This is a genomic window from Blautia sp. AF17-9LB, assembly GCF_003479185.1.
Lineage (GTDB): Bacteria > Bacillota > Clostridia > Lachnospirales > Lachnospiraceae > Fusicatenibacter > Fusicatenibacter saccharivorans.
Genome location: NZ_QUGU01000003.1, coordinates 183,836 through 209,779 on the forward strand (window position 1 = coordinate 183,836; position 25,944 = coordinate 209,779).

Sequence of the window (25,944 nt, forward strand, 5' to 3'; positions counted from 1 at the left end):
TTCCATTTATAATAGGAAAAATCTGAAATTTTTCTGTCTATTTTCTGTCAAAAAGGTGAGAAAAAGTATTGAAAAAAAACGAAAAAACAGATATGATAGACTTGTATAAAATTTGTTTAAAATTTTATAATGAAAATAGAAAGATGGAGGTTTGAAGAATGAGTAACACAGCACAAAGTTTAGCGAGCACAAGAATCGCCTCTTTGCTGGATGAAAACAGCTTTGTGGAAATCGGCGGACAGGTTACTGCCAGAAGCACAGATTTCAACATGGCCGGCATGGAGACACCATCCGATGGTGTAATTACTGGTTACGGTGTGATCAACGGCAGCCTGGTATACGTATACAGCCAGGATGCGTCTGTGATGGGCGGTACCATCGGCGAAATGCATGCAAAAAAAATCGCGAGACTGTATGAGTTTGCACAGAAAACAGGTGCTCCGGTCATCGGACTGGTAGACTGTGCCGGTATGCGTCTGCAGGAGGCAACTGATGCTCTGAACGGTTTCGGCGAAATCTATATGGCGCAGGCAATGGCATCCGGCGTGATTCCACAGATCACAGCAGTATTTGGTACCTGCGGCGGCGGTATGGCACTCATCCCGGCTATGACAGACTTCACGTTCATGGAGTCTAAAAACGGAAAACTTTTCGTAAACTCCCCGAACGCACTGGACGGAAACCACGTATCCAAATGTGATACCGCATCCGCAGATTTCCAGGGCGAAGAAGCAGGTCTTGTTGACTTTGCTGGAACCGAGGAAGAAATCCTCGGACAGATCAGAAACCTGGTATCTATGCTTCCGGCAAACAACGAGGACGAAGCATACACCGAGTGCGAGGATGATCTGAACCGTGCATGTGCAGACCTTGCAAACTGCGCAGGCGATACCGGAATCCTTCTTTCCCAGCTCAGCGACAACGGCATCTATTTTGAGACCAAAGCCGCTTACGGAAAAGATGTTGTAACCGCATTCATCCAGTTAAACGGAGCAACCGTAGGAGCAGTTGCAAACCGCTCTGAAATCTACGGCGAGGACGGAACTGTAAAAGAGAAAATGGATGGAACCTTAAGCGCAAGAGGAGCCAAAAAAGCAGCAGATTTCGTAAACTTCTGCGATGCTTTCTGCATCCCGGTACTTACCATCACAAACGTAACCGGATTCAAGGCAACCAAATGCTCTGAGAGAACCATGGCTAAGAACGCAGCAGCCCTGACCGCAGCTTTCGCAAACGCAACCGTTCCGAAAGTAAACGTTGTTGTCGGCAAAGCATACGGAAGCGCATACGTTGTCATGAACAGCAAATCCATCGGAGCAGACATGGTATTTGCATGGCCGAACGCAGAAATCGGAATGATGGATGCAAAATCTGCAGCAAAGATCATGTACGAAGGATCTGACGCTGCTACCATCAACGAGAAAGCAGCTGAATATGCAACCCTTCAGAACAATGTAACTTCCGCAGCCAGAAGAGGCTATGTGGACACCATCATCGAGCCGGAAGACACCAGAAAATATGTTATCGGCGCATTCGAGATGCTGTATACCAAGAGAGAAGACAGACCGGACAGAAAACACGGAACAGTCTAAGGAAGGTGGCATACGATGAGAAAGAACTGGAAAAAATTAGTAAGTCTCGTCCTTACCGCAGCCTGCACCATGGTTGTGACCGTAGCTCCTGTTTTTGCGGATGCGGCATCTACACCGGCTTATTCACCGGTTGAGGCATCTACGGTAGATTCTCTGCTCTCCTCCAGTGTTCAGTGGGTAGGACAGAGCCTGATGACCTACAGCGATGACGATCTTGCCAATATGGAAGCTTCCGACCAGCAGTTCTATGCAAGAGCAGCTGAGGCATGGGAAGAGGCAAAGGCTGACCTCGGAGAGGTAAAAAGCCTGGAAGACGGTACTCTCGAAGTAGACGGAGATTTTGTAACCTGCACAATTCCGGGTGAATTTGAAAAAAATCCTGGTATTGTCCGCGTATTCTGGAACATCAGCACCGGAACACCAGTTCCGACCGACCTCACCATCACCGTTGAGGAGTCAAAGGGCGTTCTGATCGGCCAGGCCGGCATGAACACCATCATCGGAATCGGTACCGTATTTGTTATGCTGATTTTCCTGATTTTCGTTATTTCTTCGTTTGATTACATTTTGGGAGACAAGAAGAAGAAAAAAGCACCGGCAGCACCTGTACAGGAAGCACCGAAGGCTGTCGCAGCACCGGTTGTTGAAGAGACAGCACCGCAAGCAGACGATATGGAGCTGCAGGCTGTTATTACAGCTGCAATCGCCATGTATGAAGAAGATATGGCTTCTGCATCCGGAGATGCTTATGTTGCACGTCCGATCCGCAGAAAAGGCAAAAGAGCTTAAGGAGGAAATTTTCAATGAAAAACTACACCATTACCGTAAACGGAAATGTATATAACGTAACTGTAGAAGAAGGAACCACAGCAGGCGCAGCTCCAGTTGTCAGCGCAGCAAAAGCAGCTCCGGCACCAAAAGCAGCACCGGCAGCACCGAAAGCAGCAGCTCCGGCAGGCGCAGCAGGCAGCGTAGAGGTTACTGCTTCTGTACCTGGTAAAATCTGCAAAATCGAAGCAGCAGCAGGCACCGCTGTAAAAGCAGGAGATGCTGTTCTTGTACTGGAAGCCATGAAGATGGAAATCCCGGTTGTAGCACCGCAGGATGGCACAGTAGCAACCATCAATGTAGCAGTAGGCGATGCAGTAGAATCCGGTGACGTTCTTGCAACCATGAACTAATGCCCGTTGTAAGAAAAAACCGGAGGTGAAAAAATGATTACTGAAACTTTAAACAACCTGCTTCACCAGACGGCGTTTTTTAATCTGGACTGGGGCAATTACGTTATGATCGCAGTGGCTTGCTTCTTCTTGTATCTTGCGATTAAGCATGAATTTGAGCCGTTGCTTCTTGTACCGATCGCATTCGGTATGCTGCTTGTAAACATTTACCCGGACATCATGGCTGAGCCTTATACCGACGTACAGGGTCTTGAGCATGCGGGCGGTCTGTTCTACTATTTCTTTACTCTGGACGAGTGGAGTATCCTTCCATCCCTGATCTTCATGGGTGTAGGTGCGATGACAGACTTCGGTCCGCTGATTGCAAACCCGATCAGCTTCATCATGGGAGCTGCAGCACAGCTTGGTATCTATCTGGCGTACTTTTTCGCTATTTTCATGGGATTCAATGGAAGAGAGGCAGCAGCTATCTCCATCATCGGCGGTGCCGACGGCCCGACTTCTATCTTCCTTCTGAACAAGCTCGGACAGCAGCACCTGATGGGACCGATCGCAGTAGCAGCATATTCTTATATGTCACTGGTGCCGATCATCCAGCCGCCGGTCATGAAGCTTCTGACTACAGAGAAAGAGCGTAAAATCAAAATGGAGCAGCTTCGTTCCGTATCCAAACTCGAGAAGATCCTGTTCCCGATTGTTATCACCATCGTTGTCTGCATGATCCTTCCATCTACCGCTCCGCTGGTAGGTATGCTGATGCTTGGTAACCTGTTCCGTGAGTGCGGCGTTGTAAAACAGCTCCAGGAGACAGCTTCCAATGCCATGATGTACATCGTAGTTATCCTTCTTGGTACTTCCGTTGGTGCATCCACAAGTGCTGAGGCATTCTTAAATGTCAGCACCTTAAAGATCGTTGCCCTGGGTCTGATCGCATTCGTATTCGGTACCGCAGGCGGTGTCCTGTTAGGAAAGGTACTGTGCAAGGCAACCCACGGAAGAATCAACCCGCTGATCGGTTCTGCAGGTGTATCTGCGGTACCTATGGCAGCCCGTGTATCCCAGAAAGTCGGTGCGGAGGCAGATCCGACGAACTTCCTGCTGATGCATGCAATGGGACCGAATGTAGCCGGTGTTATCGGTACAGCCGTAGCGGCCGGTACCTTCATGGCGATCTTCGGTGTATAACTTCTTGAGACAAACACAAGTGAAAAACACTTCATTTAGGAGGATAGAAATGGCAGTAGAAAAGAAACCTGTCAAGATTATGGAAACTGTTCTGCGTGATGCACATCAGTCCCTGATCGCGACGAGAATGACAACAGAACAGATGCTTCCGATCATCGATAAAATGGATAAAGTCGGATATCACGCAGTAGAGTGTTGGGGAGGTGCAACTTTCGATGCTTCCTTACGTTTTCTGCATGAAGATCCATGGATGAGACTGAGAAAACTCCGTGACGGATTCAAAAATACAAAACTGCAGATGCTGTTCCGTGGACAGAATATCTTGGGATATCGTCCGTACGCAGACGACGTAGTAGAGTATTTCGTACAGAAATCCATTGCAAACGGAATCGACATCATCCGTATTTTTGACTGTATGAACGATCTGCGCAACCTGCAGACCGCTGTCAGCGCAGCAAACAAAGAAAAAGGCCACGCACAGGTAGCACTTTCCTATACTTTAGGAGATGCTTACACCCTGGATTACTGGACCACCATGGCAAAGAGAATCGAAGAGATGGGTGCAGATTCCATCTGTATTAAAGATATGGCAGGCCTGCTCGTTCCGTACAAGGCAACTGAGCTGGTAACCGCGCTGAAAGAAGCAACCGATCTTCCGATTCAGCTGCACACCCACTATACTTCCGGTGTTGCATCCATGACGTACCTGAAAGCAGTAGAGGCTGGTGTTGATATCATCGATACCGCAATGTCTCCATTCGCTATGGGTACTTCACAGCCGGCAACTGAGGTTATGGTTGAAACCTTCAAAGGCACTCCATACGATACTGGTCTGGATCAGAACAAACTGGCTGAGATCGCAGATTACTTCCGTCCGATGAGAGACGAAGCGCTCGATACAGGCCTCTTAAATCCGAAGAACCTTGGCGTAAATATCAAGACTCTTCTGTATCAGGTACCGGGCGGTATGCTCTCCAACCTGACAAGCCAGTTAAAAGAGCAGCACGCAGAGGACAAATACTACGATGTACTCGAAGAAGTACCGCGCGTAAGAAAAGACCTCGGCGAGTGCCCGCTGGTTACTCCGTCTTCCCAGATCGTTGGTACCCAGGCTGTATTCAATGTCCTGATGGGCGAGCGTTACAAGATGGTAACGAAAGAGACAAAAGACGTTCTTGCCGGAAAATACGGTGCAACTGTAAAACCGTTCAATCCGGAAGTACAGAAGAAATGCATCGGCGATACCGAGCCGATCACCTGCCGCTACGCAGACCTGCTTGAGCCGGAGCTTCCGAAACTGGAGAAAGAGATCGAGCAGTGGAAACAGCAGGATGAGGATGTATTAACCTACGCTCTGTTCCCGCAGGTAGCTGTAGACTTCTTCAAATATCGTGAAGCGCAGCAGACAAAAGTAGATCCGGCAGCCGCTGACAAAAAAGACGGCGCATATCCGGTCTAAATAAAATCTGAGTAAAAAAATCAGCCGGTGTTCTGTGTTCCCCGTAAAAAGGGAATGCAGAACACCGGCTTTCCTTTTCAGCTTTTCAGCCATTGCGTCAGTAATTTATTCGTGTTATAATTCAAAAGATCGAGGTGTGTCCGAAAAAGAATCAGGATGCCCCCAAAAGAAAAAATGTGGATGCCGAACGGCATTTGCAGATCGGAAAAACAAATCAGGAAGAAAATAACATGAAAAAAGAAAAAGAACAGTCTTCTTCAGAAGAGCAGAAGGCAGCGAACGAGAATCTCCTCATTCGTCTGAATCAAAATTACGGAAAGTTGAGCAAAGGACAGAAGAGGCTGGCAGATTTTATTACGGCACATTATGACCAGGCCGTATCGATGACGGCAGCGCGCCTGGGACAGCAGGTCGGCGTCAGCGAATCGACAACGGTTCGCTTTGCGATGCAGCTTGGCTACGCGGGATATCCGGAGTTCCAGCGCGCACTGGAGGAGATGGTGATGAATCGTCTGAATTCAGTGCAGCGGATGCAGTTTACGTATGGCCGCGTGCCGCAGGGAGAAATTCTGGAGACCGTCCTGCAGTCGGATATTGAAAAAATCAAGATGACGCTGGAAGAAGTGGACCGGAGCGCCTTTGAGCGCGCTGCGGATACGATTCTTTCTGCGCAGACAATTTACATTGTCGGCATTCGGAGCTGCGCGCCGCTTGCGAGCTTTCTGGCGTTCTATTTCCATATGATTTTCCCGGATGTGCGCCAGGTACAGACAAACAGTTCCAGCGAGATTTTCGAGCAGATGATCCGCATCACGGAGGATGATGTGGTGATCGGCATCAGCTTCCCGCGGTATTCGATGCGTACGATGAAGGCACTGGAATTTGCGAACAGCCGCAAAGCGAAGGTGATTACGATCACAGACAGTGTGCATTCACCGATGAATGTTTATGCAGCCTGTACGCTGATTGCCAAGAGCGATATGGCATCGATCGTTGATTCTCTGGTGGCCCCTTTGAGTGTAATCAATGCGCTTGTCGTGGCGCTCTGCATGAAACGCCAGGCGGATGTGAAAAAGACACTTGAGAGCATGGAAAAACTGTGGGATGAGTACCAGGTTTACAGCAACGATGAAATCAACGGGCTGGACGATGCACGTCCCATGGGCGGAAAAAAGGCAGCTCTGCCGGTAAAGGAGAAAGCATGAGAAAAGCAGCAGTAATCGGCGGAGGTGCCGCCGGAATGATGACCGCCGTGCTTGCCGCCGGCGAAAAGACAGAGATTCATCTCTATGAAAAAAATGAAAAGCTGGGAAAGAAGCTGTTTATCACAGGAAAGGGCCGCTGCAATGTGACAAACGACTGCCCGACAGAAGAGTTCTTCACGAATGTGGTGACAAACCCGAAATTTCTGTACAGCTCCGCCTACAGCTTTGACAGCGCCCAGGTGCAGGAGTTTTTCGAAGCGGCAGGTGTCCGCTTAAAAGTGGAGCGCGGAAACCGTGTCTTCCCGGAGTCAGATCACTCCTCGGATATTATCCGCGCGCTGGAGACGGAACTGAAACGGAAAAATGTGCAGGTGCATAAGAATACAAAAGTAAAAGAGCTTCTTTTCGAAGGAGACCGCGTGAAAGGAATCCGCCTGGAAAACGGGAAAGAGCTTTTTTACAATGATGTCGTTGTCGCAACCGGCGGTATGTCGTACCAGACGACGGGGTCGGATGGAGACGGCTACCGTTTCGCAGAAGAGGCAGGACTTGCCGTCACTCCGCTCCGCCCGGCGCTGGTGCCGCTGGAAACAGAGGAAGCGTACATCCGTGAGCTGCAGGGACTCTCCCTGAAAAATGTGACGATGACGATTAAAAACGGCAAAAAAACGCTGTTCGATGGATTCGGCGAGATGCTGTTTACACATTTCGGAATTTCCGGCCCGCTGGGGCTTTCTGCGAGCTCCTACATCGGAAAAGCACTGGAACAGCAGCCGTTGAAAGGATATCTGAACCTGAAGCCGGCACTCACGGAAGAACAGCTGGATGCGCGGATCCTGCGTGAATTTGAGGAAAACCGGAACAAACAGTTCCGCAACGTGATCAACAGTCTGTTCCCGGCGAAACTGCTTCCGGTGATGCTCTCTCTTGGCGGGATCGACCCGTACAAACAGGTCAATGCCGTATCGAAAGCGGAGCGTCAGCACTTTGAAGAGCTGATCACGCATTTCCCGTTTACAGTAACCGGAACACGGGGTTTCCGTGAAGCAATTATCACACAGGGTGGTGTTTCCGTGAAAGAGATCCGTCCGGGCACGATGGAGGCAAAGAAAAAAGAAGGTCTGTACTTCGTAGGAGAAGTGCTCGATCTCGATGCACTGACCGGCGGCTTCAATCTGCAGATTGCCTGGGCAAGTGCCCACGCTGCAGCCGAAGAGATCCGGGCAAAGGAAGAACAGGAATAAAATATGGATCACAGATTTTAGAATTTTCAGGAGGAAGAGAGAAGATGAGATTTAATCTTGCAATTGACGGACCGGCAGGCGCTGGCAAAAGTACAATCGCAAAACGTGTGGCAAAGGAGCTTTCGTTTGTCTACGTTGATACAGGAGCAATGTACCGTGCCATGGGCATCTATTTTTCAGATCTTGGCATTGCACCGGAAGAGCAGGAAAAAATTGAGGCAGCCTGCAAAGATGTGAAAATTTCCATTTCCTACGAAAACGGAGAGCAGCAGGTTTATTTAAACGGCGTCAATGTCACCGGAAGACTGCGCACCGAGGAGGCTGGAAAGATGGCATCCGCGACAAGCGCCTATCTGGAAGTACGGAAAAAACTCGTGGAGCTGCAGCAGGAGATGGCGGAGAATACGGATCTTGTGATGGACGGCCGCGATATCGGAACTGCCGTTCTGCCGAACGCACCGTTGAAAGTCTATCTGACAGCAAGTGCCCATGTCCGCGCACTGCGCCGCTGGAAAGAGCTGACCGAAAAGGGACAGACAGCCGATCTTGCGAAAATCGAGGAAGATATCAATGAGCGTGATTATCAGGACATGCACAGAGAGCATTCCCCGCTGGTACAGGCAGAAGACGCCGTACTCGTTGACAGCTCTGAAATGACGATCGATGAGGTTGTGGAAAAGATCTTAAGCCTTGCCCGCGAGCGCATGTAAACGCGGCAGAGAAAAGAGGAGAAGAAAAACAGATGGAAGTAACTGTTGCAAAAAGTGCAGGCTTCTGCTTCGGCGTCAAACGGGCGGTCGATACGGTATACCGTGAAATTGAGAGCGGTGAAAAGCCGGTCTACACCTTCGGGCCGATTATTCACAACGAACAGGTTGTGGAGGATCTCGAAAACCGCGGCGTGCAGGTGATCCATTCGGAAGATGAACTAGAGGGGCTTTCCGGCGGAACCGTTGTGATCAGGTCGCATGGCGTGTCGCGGGATGTCTGTGAAAAGATCGAAGCGCGCGGCATGAAGATTGTAGATGCGACGTGCCCGTTTGTCAAGAAGATCCACCGGATTGTGGACGAGGAGGGCAGAAAAGGCCGCCACGTCGTCATCATCGGAAGCGTGGATCATCCGGAGGTACAGGGCATCATGGGATGGGCGAGCGGCCCGGTTACCGTGATGCATACCGCCGAAGAAGCGGAAAGTTTTGTGCCCGAAAATGGAAAACCAATATCTATTGTGGCACAGACGACATTTAATTACAACAAATTTAAAGATTTAGTTGAAATTTTTTTGAAAAAGAGTTATGATAGTACTGTTTTAAAGACTATCTGCAACGCTACCGAGGAAAGACAGACGGAAGCGAGAGCAATTGCCAGGAAGGTTGATGCCATGTTTGTCGTGGGAGGCAGACATAGTTCAAACACGCAAAAGCTGTATGAGATATGTAAAGAAGAATGTAAAAATACTTACTTTATAGAGACACTCGTTGATTTGGAATCTAAGCCTTTTCAATCATTTGGTCGCGTAGGTATTACAGCTGGGGCATCCACCCCGAATAAAATAATTGAGGAGGTTCAAAAAATGTCAGAAATGAGTTTTGAACAAATGCTGGATGAATCATTTAAAACAATCAGAAACGGAGAAGTCGTTGAGGGTACTGTAATCGATGTCAAAGACGATCAGATTATCCTGAATATCGGATACAAAGCCGATGGTATTCTTACCAAAAACGAATATTCCAACGATTCTTCCATCGATCTTCACACCGTTGCACAGCCAGGTGACAAAATGGAAGTCAAAGTTCTGAAAGTAAATGATGGAGAGGGACAGGTCCTTCTTACTTACAAGAGACTTGCTGCTGAAAAAGGCAACAAGAGACTCGAGGAAGCATTCGAGAATCATGAAGTTCTGAAAGCAAAAGTAACACAGGTACTGAACGGAGGATTATCCGTAGTTGTTGAGGAGACCAGAGTATTCATTCCGGCCAGCCTTGTATCTGATGTATATGAAAAAGATCTGTCTAAATATGCAGATCAGGAAATTGAATTCGTTATTACCGAGTTCAACCCGAGAAGAAGACGCATCATCGGTGACCGCAAACAGCTCATCGTTGCTGAGAAGAAGAAACTGCAGGAAGAACTGTTCGCACGCATTGCAGTTGGCGATGTTGTAGAGGGAACTGTTAAGAATGTTACCGATTTCGGCGCATTCATCGATCTGGGCGGAGCTGACGGACTGCTTCACATCTCTGAGATGTCCTGGGGCCGCGTAGAGAACCCGAAAAAAGTATTCAAAGTTGGTGAGACTGTAAAAGTTCTGATCAAAGACATCAACGGCGACAAGATCGCTCTTTCCTTAAAATTCCCGGAAGAGAATCCGTGGCTGAACGCTGCTGATAAATACGCTGTAGGCAACGTAGTAGAAGGCTGTGTTGCCCGTATGACTGACTTTGGTGCATTCGTTGAGCTTGAGCCGGGCGTAGATGCTCTGCTTCATGTTTCCCAGATCTCCAGAGAGCACGTTGAGAAACCGTCTGATGCACTGAAAATCGGACAGGAAATCACTGCAAAAGTAGTTGATTTCAACGAGGAAGACAAAAAAATCTCTCTGAGCATGAAAGCTCTGGAAAACGAAGAGCCAGTAGAAGAGTAAGAATAATTTAACTTGCAGGTGCTGCAGTTGGATGATTAGAATGCCGTAGACAACCGGGTTTCCTGAACAGACAGGAAACCTGTTGCCTGCGGTATTTTCTTATCATCCTGTTTTTGGCACCAGAAAAGAAAAAGGGGATGAAAGTTTATGTGGGAGACGAAGATTCTGGGTGTGGATCTGTACCACGTTCTAGCATGGTTCTGGCTGTACAGCTTCTGCGGATGGATCTGGGAGAGTTCCTATGTATCGATCCGGCAGAAAAAACTGGTCAACCGCGGTTTTGTCAATGGTCCGCTGCTGACACTGTACGGCACCGGCGCTGTTATGGTATACTTGATCCTGCGCCCGTTTGAAGCGAACGTCTGGGCACTGTATTTCGGAGGTGTCATTGTAGCGACGGTTCTGGAATATGTAACCGGCGTGCTGATGGAGACCATTTTTCATGCGCACTGGTGGGACTACAGCAATCAGAAGTTTAATTTTCAGGGAAAGATCTGCCTCAGCAGTTCGATTGCCTGGGGATTCTTTACACTGGGGCTGTTCTATATTCTGCAGCCGATTGCCGTGAAAGTAGTGAATCTTGTTTCGGATACTACAGGAGAGATCATTGTTTCCGTTGTTACCGTCTGCTATCTGGTAGATTTTGGATTTTCCGCAGCCGCAGCATTCCAGCTGGGACAGAAGATGCGCAGTCTGGAGAAAACGTGGGGAGAATTTCTGAAATATCTGCAGAAATCCCGCTTTAACCAGCTTGCCGAGGAGATGAATGCGAAAGTACAGCAGTATCGTGCAGAGTATTCCAGAGATAAGATGAAAGAATATCTGGCCGAGAAGCGCCAGACACTGTCTGAGGCAATGGAGCAGATGCAGAAGCTGGAGAAGGAGCGGAAAGAAGCCGAGGGAAGAAGAAATCCGCTTTTCGAGTCGAAGAACCGCCTGATGGAGTTCGGAGCAGAGCAGAAGGAACGCCTGACCGAGTTCGGAGCAGAGCAGAAAGAACGGTTTGCGGCACTTGGATTTGATGTGCGCAGTGATAAGATGCCGGATCTTAAAGAGCTGCTGGAGCGCTTTGACCAGATGACAAAACCGCAGCTTCCGACCAACTGGCTGATGCGCCTGACAACGAAACGTTATCTGCGCGCCTATCCGCATCTGCAGGGAACGCATCATGCTTCTCTGAAAAAGGAAGAAAAAAAGGTAGAAGAGAAAGAAGAGAAAAAATAAAGGACTGCTTGGAAAGGACAGTCCCGGAAAAACGGCCGTGCATGCAAAAACGTGTACGGCTGTTTTATTTTCTGGTTTTGCTATCGCCTTTGAAAAAGAGCTGAAGCTCGGAGCAGAGATACTCTTTCAGGAGATCTTCCTGCGAAAGAAAGGCATCGGACCACTCAAAATAGTAAGGGCGGCTTTTGAAATCCTCGCGGAAGGCCGGGGTGAAAAACGCTTCCTGCTGCGGAAGAAATGTACCGGTCCGCCGCTGATAGCAGTTGGCAGCCTTTGCTTTCTGACGGTGTTCCGGATCGACAAACGCGCCAACGCTCTTGTGAACAGCCTGATCCTCCAGCGGAAGATAATAGTAATTCTTATAGTCCGGGAAGAAATATTTCAGCTCCGCCGTATGCGTCTGCAGGGAGAGAGAAACCCGTGAACCAAAGGCTGTAAGAGAACCATCCGCGCAGACACGGGAGAGGAAAACTGGAACTTCCCGCTCGGGCTGCAGTGAAACTTCCAGTGTCTGTCCGGTAAAACGACACGACTGGACAGAAAAATCGCCGTGAAACAGGGCAGGAAGCGCGAGCAGTTCCAGAACAGAACCCATGCCGAGGACATCCTCATAATTGTGAAGGAAAAGCAGTTCCAGTTTCTTTTCATCCAGTGTCTGAAGATAGTCGTGGTAAACCGAAATCAACTGTTTTCCGTTAAGCTGATCCTTCCGTGGGAATGAGAGATACTGTTCCACATTTTTCTGTTTCATTGAAGAAAGTCCCAGGATTGACTGAAACGGGCGGAGTGCCTGATAAAGATCCAGGGATGCGATTGACGAAAGCGGATCTTCCATCTGATAAAACAGTGCTTTGTGTGTGAGGTAAGGAAGATCAAATGCCGTTCCATTAAAATGCACCAGCCGCTTCACGTCGGAAAGAAACGTGAAAAAAGAGACAAGCATCTCTTTTTCTTCGGTCGGTCGATCAAGAAACCACTGGCGCAGTGTGAAAGTATCCGCGGCCGGGTCAAAGAACAGCGCACCAATCAGATAGAGATGCGAGGTACGCCAGGAAAGGCCGGTCGTCTCAATATCGAAAAAGACATCGCCGTTTCTCAGATACATCTGAAGAGCGGCAGAGAGAGCAGCGGGGGTAGAATCTATGATCTGCATAAGGTTTTTTGTCTCCTTTGAAAAACTTTTTTGAATCTAAAGATATTATAAGACGAAAAAATCTGACATGCAAGAAAGACAGCGACTAATCGTTGCGTGATGAGAAAAGTTCTGCTATAATAGAATGTGCGTTCGCTTTCGAAAAAAGAAAACGGCGCTTTGGAGGAAAAACATGATTGCATTTATCAAAGGAACTGTAGATTCTCTTTCGGAAGGAAAAATGATTCTCGAAAGCCATGGAATCGGCTACGAGCTGAATATTCCAGCGAGTATGTTCGACGCAGGCATCCGGGAGGGAGAAGAGTTAAAGATATATACTCATATGAGTGTGCGGGAAGACGGAATTTCCCTATTCGGCTTTCTGTCCCGCGAAGATCTTGAAATATACCGTATGCTGATCGGCGTAAGCGGCATCGGACCAAAAGCGGCGCTTGCGGTGCTGTCCACGCTTACTGCAGACAATCTGCGCTTTGCCGTCCTCTCGGAAGATGTCCAGGCAATTGCCAAAACACCGGGCATCGGAAAGAAGACCGCGCAGAAGCTGATTCTGGAATTAAAAGACAAATTCGACCTGCAGGAAGCGTTCGAGCAGAAGCTGGCAGGAAATCAGGCGGCTGCGGCGGTACGGCAGGCAGGCGAACCGGATGCCTTCCAGGATGCGGTACAGGCGCTGACTGCGCTTGGCTACTCCGGAACGGAAGCACTGCAGGCAGTAAAGAAAGTCGAAATCACCGAAGGCATGGACAGCGAGGCTGTGCTGAAAGCGGCATTGAAGCATATGTTTTAGCAGATGGTCCTAAATTGTGGAAGAAGGAAACCTTATAACGATGGAAAGAAGAATTATCACAACTGACGTTCTCGAGGAGGACGTGAAAATCGAAGGTTCGCTCCGTCCCCAGCGCCTGGACGACTACATCGGACAGGAAAAGACGAAAAAGAACCTGAAAGTATATATTGAAGCAGCAAAACAGCGAAGTGATGTTCTCGATCATGTGCTGTTTTACGGCCCTCCGGGACTTGGAAAAACAACGCTGGCGGGCATCATTGCAAATGAGATGGGAACCCATATGAAGGTAACGAGCGGCCCGGCGATCGAAAAACCGGGTGAGATGGCAGCGATCCTCAACAATCTGCAGGAGGGCGACGTCCTGTTTGTTGATGAGATCCACCGCCTGAACCGCCAGGTCGAGGAGGTTCTTTATCCAGCGATGGAGGATTTTGCGATTGATATCATGATCGGAAAAGGCTCTTCGGCGCGCTCGATCCGCCTGGATCTGCCGAAATTTACGCTGGTCGGCGCAACAACGCGTGCAGGTCTTTTGACTGCCCCGCTCCGCGACCGGTTCGGTGTCATCCACCATCTGGAATTTTACACGGAGGAAGAATTGGCCAATATTATCCTGCACTCCTCAAAAGTACTGAATGTGGAGGTGGACCCGCAGGGAGCGCTTGAGATGGCGCGCCGTTCCAGGGGAACACCGCGTCTGGCAAACCGGATTTTAAAGCGTGTCCGCGACTTTGCCCAGGTGAAATACGATGGAAGAATCACAAAAGAGGTCGCATCGTTTGCCCTCGATCTGCTGGAAGTAGACCGTTACGGACTGGATCAGACTGACCGGCTGCTTCTTACCACCATTATGGAAAAGTTCCAGGGCGGTCCGGTGGGACTCGATACCCTGGCAGCATCGATTGGAGAAGATGCCGGCACCATCGAGGATGTCTACGAGCCGTTCCTGATCAAATCCGGATTTATCAACCGCACTCCGCGCGGAAGAGTGGCAACGGAATTTGCCTGGCACCACCTGGGGCTGGAGGCACCGCGTAAGATCGAAGAGTAAAAGCCCTGAATCTTTCATTTTCTGTTGCTTTTTGCAGAAAAAGGTTGTTTTTCTTCCATTTTCGGTATATGATAGGTTATATTAGCCGGGAGTTTGGTCCGGTTAAATTCAGTGGAGGAAAAGCAAAAGAATGGCTGTAAAAAATACAACACAGGTTTTAATAGATGGAAAAATTATCACACTGGGAGGTTATGAGAGCCCGGAATATCTGCAGAAAGTAGCTGCTTATCTGAATCAGAAGATCAGCGAACTTTCCCAGTCAGCCGGATACAACCGCCTGTCGGTGGATACGAAGCACACACTGCTTGCACTGAACATTGCAGACGACTATTTCAAAGCAAAAAGCCAGGTCGATACCCTCGAAGAGGATATGGAAGCCAAAGACCGGGAAACCTATGATATGAAGCACGATCTGATCGCAGCGGAAATCCAGGCCGGCGATCTGAAAAAAGAACTGGAAGAGAAACGAATCGAGCTGGAACATGTGCGCGGCGAGAGGGAAGAACTGCAGCGGCAGCTTGATAAGGCAAATAAGGATCTGGAAGATTTATTAAAAGCGTAAAAGAAGGAAAAACGGGGGATTGCGGAACAGGTAATCGCCCGTTTTTAGGAGATAAAGATGAAGACAGAATTATTAGCACCAGCCGGTTCGATGGAAGCGTTAAAAGCAGCAGTTTCCGCCGGTGCGGATGCCGTCTATCTCGGCGGAGCCGCATTCGGCGCAAGAGCGTATGCAAAAAATCTGGATGAGCAGGAGATTCTCTCAGCCATCGATTACGTCCATCTGCGGAACCGGAAACTGTATCTGACGGTCAACACCCTCTTAAAAGAGGAGGAACTGGAAGAGAAACTGTATCCGTATCTGCGTCTGTACTATGAGCAGGGACTGGATGCCGTGATTGTCCAGGATATGGGCGTTTTAAAGGCGGTCCGCTCCTGGTTCCCGGATCTCGACATTCATGCGAGCACACAGATGACAGTGACAGGATCTGCGGGAGCGCGTTTCCTGGAGAGCCTTGGCGCAACGCGTGTGGTACCGGCCCGTGAGCTTTCGTTTGCGGAGATCCAGAAAATCCACCGGACGACCAACCTTGAAATTGAATGCTTCGTCCACGGGGCGCTCTGCTACTGCTATTCGGGACAGTGCCTTTTTTCCAGCCTGATCGGCGGAAGAAGCGGAAACCGCGGAAGATGCGCGCAGCCGTGCCGTCTGCCGTACGAAGCGTACGATAAAGACAACCACCGCATGGGGGAGCCGGGCGACCGCTATCCGTTAAGCCCGAAGGATATGTGTACGGTAGAACTGCTGCCGGAGATTGTAAAATCCGGAATTATGTCCCTCAAAATCGAAGGCAGAATGAAAAAGCCGGAGTATACAGCGGGCGTTGTCAGCATTTACCGCAAATACCTCGATCTGTACGAAAAAAAGCCGTCTCGTTTCCACGTTCTGCCGGAGGACATGAAAAAGCTGTATGAGCTGTATAACCGTGACGGTTTCAACAAAAGCTATTATACCGTAAGAAACGGACGCGATATGATGGCGCTGAAGAACGAAAAAGAGCAGGAAAATAAAAAGAAACAGCGCAGAAATGAGCAGCTCTTTTATGAGATCCAGAGAGATTATATCGAGACTGAGGCAAAAGAGCCGATTTCCGGCTTTCTGACCCTGTATCCGGGCCAGCCGGCGTTCTTAAGTGCAGAAAGCGGAAAATACAGCGTAACAGCAGAGGCGGGCATGGTAGAACCGGCAAAGAAGCAGCCGCTGACCGAGGAACGCGTAAAAACACAGCTGGAAAAGACAGGCGAGACACCATTCTATTTCAAAGAACTCGATGTCTGTATGGATGACAACTGTTTCGTGCCGATGCAGACGTTAAACGAGCTGCGGAGAGGCGTTTCAGACCAGCTGGTGAAAGAGATGACAGAGCCATACCGCAGAAAAGCAGCGGAAAAGCCGGAACAGGAAGCAAAAGCATCTGGAAAACCGGACCAGGAGAGCAGGGCAGAAAAGAAAATGGAGCTGACCGCATCTGCCGAGACGAGAGCCCAGTGGAATGCACTGCTCGAGATTCCGGAGATCACGACGATCTACGCCGGCATGGGATGCTTCAAACGGGAAATCTTCGAAGAGCAGGCGGAAAAAGGCATCCTGCAGGCGAAAGAACTGGGAAAACAGGTTTATCTGATGCTGCCGCACGTTGTGCGTGAAGGCGATCTGAAGGAATACCGCGACACGTTCCGCTGTCTGAAGGAGATCGGTCTTGGCGGTTTCCTGATCCGCAATCTCGAAAGCTTTTCGTTTTTGAAAGAGATGGGAATGGAAAAGGATATCCGGCTCGATTACAGCGTTTACACGTACAACAGCCGTGCGCAGGCATTCTGGCAGGAGCAGGGCGTGCAGCGTGATACCGTTCCGTATGAGCTGAACGAGCGGGAAATCGGAAAACGTGACAATACGAACAGCGAAATGGTGGTCTACGGCTACCTTCCGATGATGGTTTCCGCCCAGTGTGTCCAGAAGAACCTGAACGGCTGCAATCACAGTTATTCTCTGGTACGCTTAAAAGACCGGATGGGAAAATACTTCCCGGTGAAGAGTTACTGCACCTCGTGCTACAGTGTGATCTACAACAGCCTTCCGCTCGGCCTGGTAAAAGAAGCCGATGAGATCCGGTCCATGCATCCGGCTGCGGTGCGGCTGAATTTTACCATCGAGACACTGGAGGAGACAAAAGAAATCGCCGCTGCGTTTGCTGGAACGTACTGTAAAGGAATCGCAGTTCCGGCCGAACAGGAATATACCAAAGGCCATTTCCGCCGGAAAGTAGAGTAAACGGTGAGAAAAAAATAAGGGGAATTTATGGAAAATACCATTGTTCAGTTATCAAAATATGTGATTACCTTCCTCATGATCTGTTTTACCGTGCAGTCGTTTGCTGCACTCAAAGAGCGGGATGAGGATGAGCGCCATTACATTCTGATGCGGCAGATCATCATGATCATTCTGATGAATTTCATCTGTTTCTTCGTGATGTTCCTGCAGGAGGGCGAAGTATCAACGATTCAGATGTTTCTGCTCACGATGGCGTATATCCTGGGCGTACAGATCCTGTACCGCCTGATTTACCGGAAGGCATCGATGATCCTGGTAAACAACATGTGTATGCTGCTCTCGATCAGCATGATTATTCTGACGAGACTGAGCGTGTCAAAGGCGATGTCCCAGTACAAAATTCTGGCGGCATCCACACTGCTCTGCTTCATCATTCCGGTCATTGTCCGAAAGGGCAAGTTCCTGAAAAATCTGACCTGGATTTACGCTGTGCTCGGAATTGCCATGCTTTCCGTCGTTATGGTGCTTGGCTTTACTTCCGGCGGTGCGAAGCTGTCGATCGAAATCCACGGCATTACGTTCCAGCTCTCCGAGATTGCCAAGATCACACTCGTGTTCTTTATGGCAGGCATGCTGCGCGAGGATAATTCCTTTGGAAACGTTGTGAAAGCAACGGTCATTGCGGCAGTTCATGTGCTGATCCTTGTTGCATCCACCGACCTTGGAACTGCGTTTGTCTTCTTTATGGCGTACGTGGTTGTAATCTATGTGGCAACGAGAAAAGCCAGATATCCGCTTTTGGGACTTGCGGGAATGAGTGCCGCCTGCGTTGTGGCGTATTTCCTGTTTTCCCATGTACGGAACCGTGTGGCACTCTGGCAGGATCCGATCGGAAACTGGGATATCAGCAGCCAGTTAGCACAGGGCCTCTTCGGCATGTGCTCCGGCGGATGGTTCGGAACCGGCCTTTTCGAGGGACGGCCTGACATTATCCCGGTTGCAACGAAAGACTTTATTTTCTGTGCGATCTGTGAGGAGATGGGCATTATCTTCGGAATCTGCCTGATTCTGCTGTGCATGTCCACATTCCTTCTGATTATCAATATTTCCATGAAGATGAGCAAACGGTTCTACAAACTGATTGCCATGGGTCTTGGAACGGAATATGCGACACAGGTGTTCCTCACCATCGGAGGAACCATTAAATTTATTCCTATGACAGGTATCACGCTGCCGCTGGTCAGCTATGGAGGAAGCTCTATGTTCTCCACGGTGCTGATGCTGTCGATCATTCAGGGATTGTACATCTTAAGGGAAGACGAAGGTGAGGAGCTTGAGAAAAGACAAAACAAGAAGAAACGAAACCAGCAGAAAAACGACCCAGGCGCCAAGAAAAAACGACGCCCGGACGAAGAGACCGAAAGACGAAAGAAGAGCGGCAGCCGGAACGACGGACAGGGAACCCGCCAGAAGTACCGCGAGCAGCCGGATGAATTCGAACGGCGGATCGAAGAGCAGACCGAGAACAGCCTCCACTGGTAAGGCGGCAAACAACGGCGCAGGGCCGTATCTGATCGTTTCGTTCCTGTTCGTGGCAATGTTTCTTGGGCTGATCGCGTATCTCGTTTACTTTAATGTCGTGCGGAAAGAAGAATTTCTGAATAGTTCTTACAATACGAGACAGAATAACTATGCAGAGCGCGTGATCCGCGGAACAATCTATTCTGCGGACGGCCAGGAACTGGCAAAGACGACGACAGATGAAAACGGGGATGAGGTAAGAACGTATCCGTTCGGCAGCCTGTTTGCGCAGGTGGTTGGCTACACGGGAAAAGGAAACAGCGGCCTCGAATCTTCCTACAACTATATGCTGATGGAGTCCCATACAAGTAAGTTAAAGCAGGTAAAGAATGAATTCAGCGATGCGAAGAACCCGGGAGACAGTCTCTATACAACGCTGAATACAACACTCCAGCAGGCCGCGGCCGATGCACTGGACGGATACCGCGGTGCAGTTGTCGTGCTGGAGGCAAAAACGGGCCGTGTACTTGCCAATGTGAGCAATCCGGTTTTTAATCCTAATACGATTGATGAGGACTGGGAGGCACTGAACGCAGACGATGAGAGCGGCGTGTTTCTGAACCGCGGTCTGCAGGGAAGATATCCGCCGGGATCTACGTTCAAGATTGTTACTTCGCTTGCGTATCTCCGTCAGAACGGCACACTGGACGGTTTTTCGTTCGACTGTGACGGTGAGCTGACAGCAGGAAACTATACGATTCACTGCTCCGGCGGTGAAGTGCATGGACCGGAAGATTTTGCAGGTGCGTTTGCACATTCGTGCAACTCTGCCTTTGCACAGATTGGCCTTGGGCTGGATAAAGATGCCTTCCGCTCGCTGGCGGATTCCCTGTATCTGAACAGCCGTCTGGATCTGGAGCTTCCGACCAGCAAAAGTTCTTTCGACCTTGATTCGACAACGGCGGATGCTCTTGTGATGCAGACCTCCATTGGCCAGGGCGATACGCTGGTAACACCGATGGAGATGGCACTGATCGCCTCCGCGGTTGCAAATGACGGAGAAATGATCAAACCGCGTTATGTGGACAACATTGTGTCTGCGGACGGACAGGCAGTCAAAACCTTTTACAAAGAGTCTCTTGGCACGGTAATGTCCGAGAGCGAAGCCAATACGCTGACAGAGCTGATGAAAGGCGTTGTCCAGAGCGGAACTGCAGTTTCACTTTCGGATCTGCCGTACAATATCGCCGGTAAAACAGGAACCGCAGAACACGGAAGCGACGGAGAGACACCGCATTCCTGGTTTGTCGGATTCTCCAATGCGGATGATCCTGATATTGTCATTGCTGTTGTGGCAGAAAACGGCGGATATTCGAGTGAAGTCGCTGTACCGATTGCAAGACAGGTAATTGAAGCATATTATGCACAGCAGTAAACGATGAAAAAAACGCGTTCGAACCGGAAAGGATGGGTTCGGGCGCGTTTTCTGAATTTTTAGAAAAATGTTAGAAAAAGGATGCGGTTTTAAGGTTGCGCGGGGGCGGGAAAAGAGGTATACTTTTTAACAGAAGATCTGGCGGCAAGCGGGAAGAAAAGAGCTGTCAGGGAATGGAAAAAGCCAGAAGGAGCTTAAAACGTATGATCGAAGCAGTAAGCTGCGGAGGTATCGTAATCTACCGTGGAAAAATATTGACGCTTTACAAAAGCTACCGCAACAAATATGAAGGCTGGGTTCTGCCGAAAGGAACCGTTGAGCCGGGAGAAACCCATGAACAGACTGCTGTCCGCGAGGTATATGAGGAGTCCGGCGTACACGGCACCATCATCAAGTACGTGGGAAAAAGCCAGTACAGCTTCAGCATTCCGGAGGACACCGTGGAAAAAGAGGTGCACTGGTATCTGATGGTCTCATCCGGCTACTACAGCCGTCCACAGAGAGAAGAATACTTTGTGGATTCGGGCTATTACAAGTATCACGAAGCATATCATCTGCTGAAGTTTTCCAATGAACGGCAGATTCTGGAAAAGGCCTATCAGGAGTATCTGGAACTGAAGAGAGCAAATTTATGGAAGGTTCAGCCACAGGCTCAGGGAAAATATGGTAAACTGGTATAAAAATCTGTACGTCGGGGATACTGCAAAAAAGAAACAGAAAAAATGGATGCGCCGGATTGAGAACAAAAAAGCAGTTCCGGGAGTCTGGCTCCTCACACTGCCTTCCAATCAGCAGAACAATCTGGATGTAATTCCGGCGGATCTGCTTTTGCAGCCGGCCGTGCGGAGAAACTGTCCGATGATTGTCGGACTTGCCGTGTCGCGCGAGGAAGCTTTTGAGCTTGTGGAGGCGATCGCATTGGAAACTTATCGGGAAACCGGAGAAGTAAAAATCCGGGAATGGCTGCTGAACCGGATTGAGGGATGTGAATGATACATATACTATTCATGATTTTGAAGGCACTGGGGATTTTACTCCTTGTTTTACTGTTTCTCGTGCTTCTTATCGTCTGCACCGTCCTGTTTCTTCCTTTTTGCTACCGGGCGCAGGTTCTGAAAGAAGAAGAGGGATTTGCCTGCGTAAAAGCGAGTGGAAGAGTATCGTGGCTTTTCGGAGCTGTCGCGCTGACGGCCTCGTATGAGGAACAGAAGCCGGAGGCGCAGATTCTGCTTTTCGGGGCATCACTGGAAACATGGAAACGGCGGCTGAAAAAGATCCGCCGGGGAGAAGCGTCCGTGCCCCGGACGGAGGAAAATGAGACAGAAAATGCGCTGGAAGCAGAAAAAACAGCAGAGCAGAAAGCACCGGACCAGAAAGAAAAGCAGCAGAAGGTGACAGCACAGAAGGAGCAGCCAGAGCAAGAGCAGGAACCGGATGCGCCGAAAAAAAGCATTCTGGAACGGTTTTTCGGAAGGATCGAATATCTTCCGGAAAAACTGCTGAATCTTGCCAGCCGTCTGCTGCAGACAGCTTTCCGGCTGTTGGAACTTCCGTTCCGTCTGCTTGAAAAACTGGAGCAGAAAATCCAGGCAGGCAGACGGTTAAAAAGAAAGTGGGAGAGTGTGAAAAAATTCTTCCGTTCGAAGATGTTCCGTGAGGCGCTGCTCCATGCAAAGAAAGAAGTGCTTTATTTCCTGAAGAAAGCAGCACCGAAAAAAGTAACCGGCACAGTCCGGTTCGGATTTAACGATCCGGCACTGACCGGAGAGACACTCGGCATTCTGGGTATGATTTATGGAAAACTGCCGAAAGACCTTTCCATCCAGCCGGATTTCGAACAGGAAATTCTCCAGGGCGATGTCCGGATGAAAGGAAGTTTTCAGGCTGTGACAGCAGCCGGCATTGCACTTCGATTATTCCGGGATCAGAATCTTCGGAAAACCATACGACATTTCAAACACAAGGAGGCCTAAAAGATGGCAGAAAAGGACAACACATTTCAGAATACCGTAGAAGCACTGTTCCGCGGAATGGACAGTTTTATCACAACAAAGACGGTCGTAGGTGAGGCGATCCACATTGAGGATACGATTCTTCTGCCGCTGGTAGACGTTTCCTTCGGCGTGGGAGCGGGTGCATTCGCAGAAAATGCAAAGAACAATGCAGGAGGCGGTATGGGCGGAAAAATTTCTCCGAGCGCCGTTCTTGTCATCAGCAAAAACGGAACGCGTCTGGTCAACATCAAAAACCAGGATGCTGTCACCAAAATCATTGACATGGCTCCGGATCTGATCAGCCGCTTTACCGGCAAAAAGGAAGAGGACGGGTATACCGCAGAGAAAGTAGAGCATATAATAAACCAAGAGGCGGATAAGGAGTAAGCTCGTTTGTGCAGAATTTTAGGTTTTCTGCTGTTTTGGATGGGGGTCGGGCTTCTCATCAGCCTGATGATCCGCAGCTCATTTCTTACGGTTCTTGCGGCCGCTCTGCTGCTGTGCGTGGGATATCATCTGTTCTGCAATACAGGGGAATAGTGAAAGATGCACAAAAAGATCGGAAATGAACTGGCTGATTTGTACAGAGAAATACTTGCAAAATGAAGAAAGCTGCGCTATAATAAGTCCATCTTAAATGAATCAGCCAACTATACTAATATCATAGATCAAGACGAGGGCGTCTTACCAGAATGAAAGTTTCGGTAGGATGCTCTTTTTCTTTTGCTAAGCATATGGATCGTTGGCAGGTTCAGCTTAAGAGACCACGCTATTTTTTTCTCCCTTTTAAAATATAAAAAATAGAGCACAACAGGGCATAAGCGAAAACTTATGTCCTGTTTGCTCTTCCCAGAACTTTTTTTAAAATCTTAATTCTATTTTTAAACAGCAAAAAAGCCTTCCCGGACTGGAAAGGCCTTTTAACCATTCAACTTATGCACGCTCTACTTTTCCGGATCTTAAGCAGGAAGTACATACGTACATTTTCTGCGGTACACCGTCAACTTTAACTTTGACAGATTTTACGTTAGATTTCCACATTTTATTGCTTCTTCTATGTGAATGACTTACGTTGTTTCCGAAATGAGCACCCTTCTCACAAATTGCACACTTTGCCATGATTGCACCTCCTTGACATACGTACTTGAGTCAAAACGCATTTTAGACTCACAACATAAGTCATTCTAACAGATCTATACCGGTTTTGCAAGTAAAAAATGAAAAAATTATATGAATTTTGAAGGTTTTTCATTTTAAACTTTCTTTTTTGCGGAAAAGCGGTTATAATGTATCGTAGAGTGGAGTCAGTTATTCCTGTCTCCATGTGTTTTGAATAGTATGATGGAATTGGAGGATACAAGGCATGAAAGGTCGTATGAATACAGGCTTGGGAGAAATCGTAATCAATCCGGATGTAATCGCCCTGTATGCGGGCAGCGTTGCTGTGGAGTGCTTCGGCATTGTCGGAATGGCAGCGGTAAACATGAAAGATGGACTGGTCAAACTTCTGAAAAAAGAGAGTCTGACACACGGAATCAATGTATCGATTTCGGAAAATAAAATTTCCCTGGATTTCCACGTGATTGTTTCTTACGGAGTCAGTATTTCTGCCGTAACAGATAACCTGATCAATAATGTGAAATACAAGGTGGAAGAGTTCACCGGAATGGAAATTGAAAAAATCAACATCCTGGTTGAAGGCGTTCGCGTCATCGACTGATGGTAATAGGAGGAAATGAAGAAAGTGGCTACAAATACAATTGATGCCGGCTTACTGGCAAAAATGTTTCTGGCTGGTGCAAAAAATCTGGAAGTAAAGAAAGAGTGGATCAATGAGCTGAACGTGTTCCCGGTACCGGACGGCGACACAGGTACCAACATGACGCTGACGATCATGTCCGCAGTCAAGGAAGTAAACTCGCTCACAGAAGTGAACATGTACAACCTTTCCAAGGCAATCTCTTCCGGTTCTCTGCGCGGTGCCAGAGGTAACTCCGGCGTTATTCTTTCCCAGCTCCTTCGTGGCTTTACCAAGAAGATCCGCGACTATCAAGAGCTGAATGCAGAGATTCTTGCAGAGGCAATGGAAAAAGCAGTCGAGACTGCATACAAAGCCGTTATGAAGCCAAAAGAAGGTACCATCCTGACCGTGGCAAAGGGAGCAGCAGAGAAAGCAGCAGAGCTTGCACCGGAAAGCGAAGATCTGAACGCATTCATCGAGGACGTTCTCGCGCATGCAGAGTACGTGCTCTCCCAGACACCAGAGATGCTGCCGGTATTAAAAGAGGCAGGCGTTGTGGATTCCGGCGGACAGGGTCTCTTAACCGTACTGCAGGGCGCATATGACGCGTTCCTCGGGAAAGAGATTGATCTGAATTTCGAGATGCCGGAAGCAAAGACAGAATTTGTCAGACCGTCCAAAGAGACAGAAAAAGAAATCAAATTCGGCTACTGCACCGAGTTTATCATTATGCTGGAAAACCCGCTTCCGGATGAAGAGGTTTATGCATTCAAAGATTTCCTGAACGGAATCGGAGATTCGATCGTTCTCGTTGCAGACGATGAGCTGGTTAAGGTACACGTACATACCAACGATCCTGGAAAAGCAATTTCCAAGGCGCTGACGTACGGACAGCTGACCAGAATGAAGATCGACAACATGCGTGAGGAGCATCAGGAGCGCCTGATCAAGAACGCAGAAAAGATCGCAGCACAGCAGGCAGAGGAAGATAAGAAGAGAAAAGAAGCAGCAAAACAGCCGCCGAAGGAGAACGGATTCATTGCCGTGTCCATCGGAGAGGGAATCAAAGAGATCTTCCAGGGACTCGGTGTTGATTACCTGATCGAGGGCGGTCAGACCATGAACCCGAGCACCGAGGATATGCTGACTGCAATTGAGAAGGTCAATGCAAAGAATATCTTTATTCTGCCGAACAACAAAAATATCATCCTCGCAGCAAATCAGGCAAAAGCCATGACTGAGGACAAAAATATCATCGTTGTTCCGACCAAAACCGTTCCGCAGGGCATCACAGCCATGATCAGCTATGTGCCGGAGAAATCTGCAGAAGAGAACGAGGAGGCCATGACAGAGGGCATCCAGATGGTGAAAACCGGTCAGGTAACGTACGCGGTACGTGATACCCACATCGATGAGAAAGAGATCCATCAGGGCGACATCATGGGACTTGGCGATCACGGACTTCTCGCTGTCGGACAGGATATTCTTACCGTTGCAGAAGAAACCATCCGCGCCATGGTCGATGAGGACAGCGAGCTGATCAGCATCTACTACGGTGAAGATATGAGTGAGGAAGATGCCGAAAGCCTTGGCGAAAAAATCGAGCAGGCATATCCGGACTGCGATGTGGAAGTAAACTATGGCGGACAGCCGATTTACTACTGTGTCGTTTCGGTTGAATAAGAGTAAGGAAAG

At 48.9% G+C, this 25,944-nt stretch carries 25 protein-coding genes; 23 read left to right on the forward strand and 2 right to left on the reverse strand.

Annotation, left to right across the window (positions count from 1 at the left end):
• Positions 1-158: 158 nt before the first annotated feature.
• From DWX00_RS05050 to DWX00_RS05095, 10 genes are all read left to right on the forward strand, one after another.
• Positions 159-1,592: an acyl-CoA carboxylase subunit beta gene (locus DWX00_RS05050; protein WP_022462330.1), complete on the forward strand. Its 1,434-nt coding sequence runs from the start codon at positions 159-161 to the stop codon at positions 1,590-1,592.
• Between the two features lie 15 nt (positions 1,593-1,607).
• Entirely contained in the window at positions 1,608-2,381 is a 774-nt protein-coding gene (locus tag DWX00_RS05055; protein WP_117509005.1) for an OadG family protein, read from the forward strand.
• 14 nt (positions 2,382-2,395) lie between these two features.
• The gene (locus DWX00_RS05060; RefSeq protein ID WP_117509004.1) at positions 2,396-2,773 is read left to right on the forward strand and encodes a biotin/lipoyl-containing protein; all 378 of its coding nucleotides are present in this window, start codon (positions 2,396-2,398) and stop codon (positions 2,771-2,773) included.
• 33 nt (positions 2,774-2,806) lie between these two features.
• Positions 2,807-3,958, forward strand: a complete 1,152-nt coding sequence (locus DWX00_RS05065) for a sodium ion-translocating decarboxylase subunit beta (RefSeq protein ID WP_022462333.1) — start codon at positions 2,807-2,809, stop codon at positions 3,956-3,958.
• 49 nt (positions 3,959-4,007) lie between these two features.
• Positions 4,008-5,417 carry an oxaloacetate decarboxylase subunit alpha gene (locus DWX00_RS05070; RefSeq protein ID WP_022462334.1) on the forward strand — a complete coding sequence of 470 codons (1,410 nt, stop codon included), beginning with the start codon at positions 4,008-4,010 and terminating at the stop codon, positions 5,415-5,417.
• A gap of 230 nt (positions 5,418-5,647) precedes the next feature.
• The gene (locus DWX00_RS05075; RefSeq protein WP_118594791.1) at positions 5,648-6,622 is read left to right on the forward strand and encodes a MurR/RpiR family transcriptional regulator; all 975 of its coding nucleotides are present in this window, start codon (positions 5,648-5,650) and stop codon (positions 6,620-6,622) included.
• A complete protein-coding gene (locus tag DWX00_RS05080) occupies positions 6,619-7,866 on the forward strand; it encodes an NAD(P)/FAD-dependent oxidoreductase (RefSeq protein WP_118594753.1) in 1,248 nt (415 codons plus the stop codon). The genes DWX00_RS05075 and DWX00_RS05080 overlap by 4 nt, the downstream gene beginning before the upstream one ends.
• A 44-nt stretch (positions 7,867-7,910) precedes the next feature.
• Positions 7,911-8,576, forward strand: a complete 666-nt coding sequence (gene cmk / locus DWX00_RS05085; protein ID WP_022462337.1) for a (d)CMP kinase — start codon at positions 7,911-7,913, stop codon at positions 8,574-8,576.
• Between the two features lie 32 nt (positions 8,577-8,608).
• A complete protein-coding gene (locus tag DWX00_RS05090; protein WP_118594754.1) occupies positions 8,609-10,510 on the forward strand; it encodes a bifunctional 4-hydroxy-3-methylbut-2-enyl diphosphate reductase/30S ribosomal protein S1 in 1,902 nt (633 codons plus the stop codon).
• Between the two features lie 147 nt (positions 10,511-10,657).
• On the forward strand, positions 10,658-11,734 hold the full coding sequence (locus tag DWX00_RS05095) for a putative ABC transporter permease (RefSeq protein WP_055226378.1): 1,077 nt from the start codon (positions 10,658-10,660) through the stop codon (positions 11,732-11,734).
• A 64-nt stretch (positions 11,735-11,798) separates the two neighbouring features.
• Here the strand turns inward: DWX00_RS05095 and DWX00_RS05100 are convergent, their stop codons facing one another.
• Positions 11,799-12,887: a ribonuclease H-like domain-containing protein gene (locus DWX00_RS05100; protein ID WP_117760326.1), complete on the reverse strand. Its 1,089-nt coding sequence runs from the start codon at positions 12,885-12,887 to the stop codon at positions 11,799-11,801.
• A 172-nt stretch (positions 12,888-13,059) separates the two neighbouring features.
• On the opposite strand from DWX00_RS05100, the gene ruvA reads away from it, so the two are divergent.
• The 11 genes from ruvA (at position 13,060) to DWX00_RS19835 (ending at position 23,048) form a co-directional block, all read left to right on the forward strand.
• Complete coding sequence (gene ruvA / locus DWX00_RS05105; protein WP_022461906.1) at positions 13,060-13,674, forward strand: Holliday junction branch migration protein RuvA; 615 nt, start codon at positions 13,060-13,062, stop codon at positions 13,672-13,674.
• 40 nt (positions 13,675-13,714) lie between these two features.
• Entirely contained in the window at positions 13,715-14,725 is a 1,011-nt protein-coding gene (gene ruvB, locus DWX00_RS05110) for a Holliday junction branch migration DNA helicase RuvB (protein ID WP_117760325.1), read from the forward strand.
• Positions 14,726-14,855: 130 nt separating this feature from the next.
• Positions 14,856-15,287 carry a cell division protein ZapA gene (locus DWX00_RS05115; RefSeq protein WP_022461904.1) on the forward strand — a complete coding sequence of 144 codons (432 nt, stop codon included), beginning with the start codon at positions 14,856-14,858 and terminating at the stop codon, positions 15,285-15,287.
• Positions 15,288-15,344: 57 nt separating this feature from the next.
• The gene (locus DWX00_RS05120; RefSeq protein ID WP_117760324.1) at positions 15,345-17,558 is read left to right on the forward strand and encodes a U32 family peptidase; all 2,214 of its coding nucleotides are present in this window, start codon (positions 15,345-15,347) and stop codon (positions 17,556-17,558) included.
• Between the two features lie 27 nt (positions 17,559-17,585).
• Complete coding sequence (locus DWX00_RS05125) at positions 17,586-19,100, forward strand: FtsW/RodA/SpoVE family cell cycle protein (protein WP_117760323.1); 1,515 nt, start codon at positions 17,586-17,588, stop codon at positions 19,098-19,100.
• 55 nt (positions 19,101-19,155) lie between these two features.
• Positions 19,156-20,514 (forward strand): peptidoglycan D,D-transpeptidase FtsI family protein, encoded by a 1,359-nt coding sequence (locus DWX00_RS05130; protein WP_179964624.1) that lies wholly within the window; start codon positions 19,156-19,158, stop codon positions 20,512-20,514.
• Positions 20,515-20,717: 203 nt separating this feature from the next.
• Complete coding sequence (locus DWX00_RS05135; protein WP_117508996.1) at positions 20,718-21,194, forward strand: NUDIX hydrolase; 477 nt, start codon at positions 20,718-20,720, stop codon at positions 21,192-21,194.
• On the forward strand, positions 21,178-21,507 hold the full coding sequence (locus DWX00_RS05140; protein ID WP_022461899.1) for a hypothetical protein: 330 nt from the start codon (positions 21,178-21,180) through the stop codon (positions 21,505-21,507). Before DWX00_RS05135 ends, DWX00_RS05140 begins: the two co-directional genes overlap by 17 nt.
• A complete protein-coding gene (locus DWX00_RS05145) occupies positions 21,504-22,487 on the forward strand; it encodes a DUF2953 domain-containing protein (RefSeq protein WP_118594755.1) in 984 nt (327 codons plus the stop codon). Before DWX00_RS05140 ends, DWX00_RS05145 begins: the two co-directional genes overlap by 4 nt.
• A 3-nt stretch (positions 22,488-22,490) precedes the next feature.
• Positions 22,491-22,895, forward strand: coding sequence for a GerW family sporulation protein (locus tag DWX00_RS05150; protein ID WP_117760321.1), 405 nt, complete (start codon positions 22,491-22,493; stop codon positions 22,893-22,895).
• Between the two features lie 6 nt (positions 22,896-22,901).
• Entirely contained in the window at positions 22,902-23,048 is a 147-nt protein-coding gene (locus DWX00_RS19835) for a hypothetical protein (protein WP_167622772.1), read from the forward strand.
• A 393-nt stretch (positions 23,049-23,441) separates the two neighbouring features.
• Here the strand turns inward: DWX00_RS19835 and rpmB are convergent, their stop codons facing one another.
• The gene (gene rpmB / locus DWX00_RS05155) at positions 23,442-23,627 is read right to left on the reverse strand and encodes a 50S ribosomal protein L28 (RefSeq protein ID WP_022461896.1); all 186 of its coding nucleotides are present in this window, start codon (positions 23,625-23,627) and stop codon (positions 23,442-23,444) included.
• Between the two features lie 244 nt (positions 23,628-23,871).
• Here rpmB and DWX00_RS05160 point away from each other — a divergent pair, with 244 nt between their 5' ends.
• On the forward strand, positions 23,872-24,228 hold the full coding sequence (locus tag DWX00_RS05160; RefSeq protein ID WP_022461895.1) for an Asp23/Gls24 family envelope stress response protein: 357 nt from the start codon (positions 23,872-23,874) through the stop codon (positions 24,226-24,228).
• A 24-nt stretch (positions 24,229-24,252) separates the two neighbouring features.
• On the forward strand, positions 24,253-25,932 hold the full coding sequence (locus DWX00_RS05165) for a DAK2 domain-containing protein (RefSeq protein WP_022461894.1): 1,680 nt from the start codon (positions 24,253-24,255) through the stop codon (positions 25,930-25,932).
• Positions 25,933-25,944: the final 12 nt, after the last annotated feature.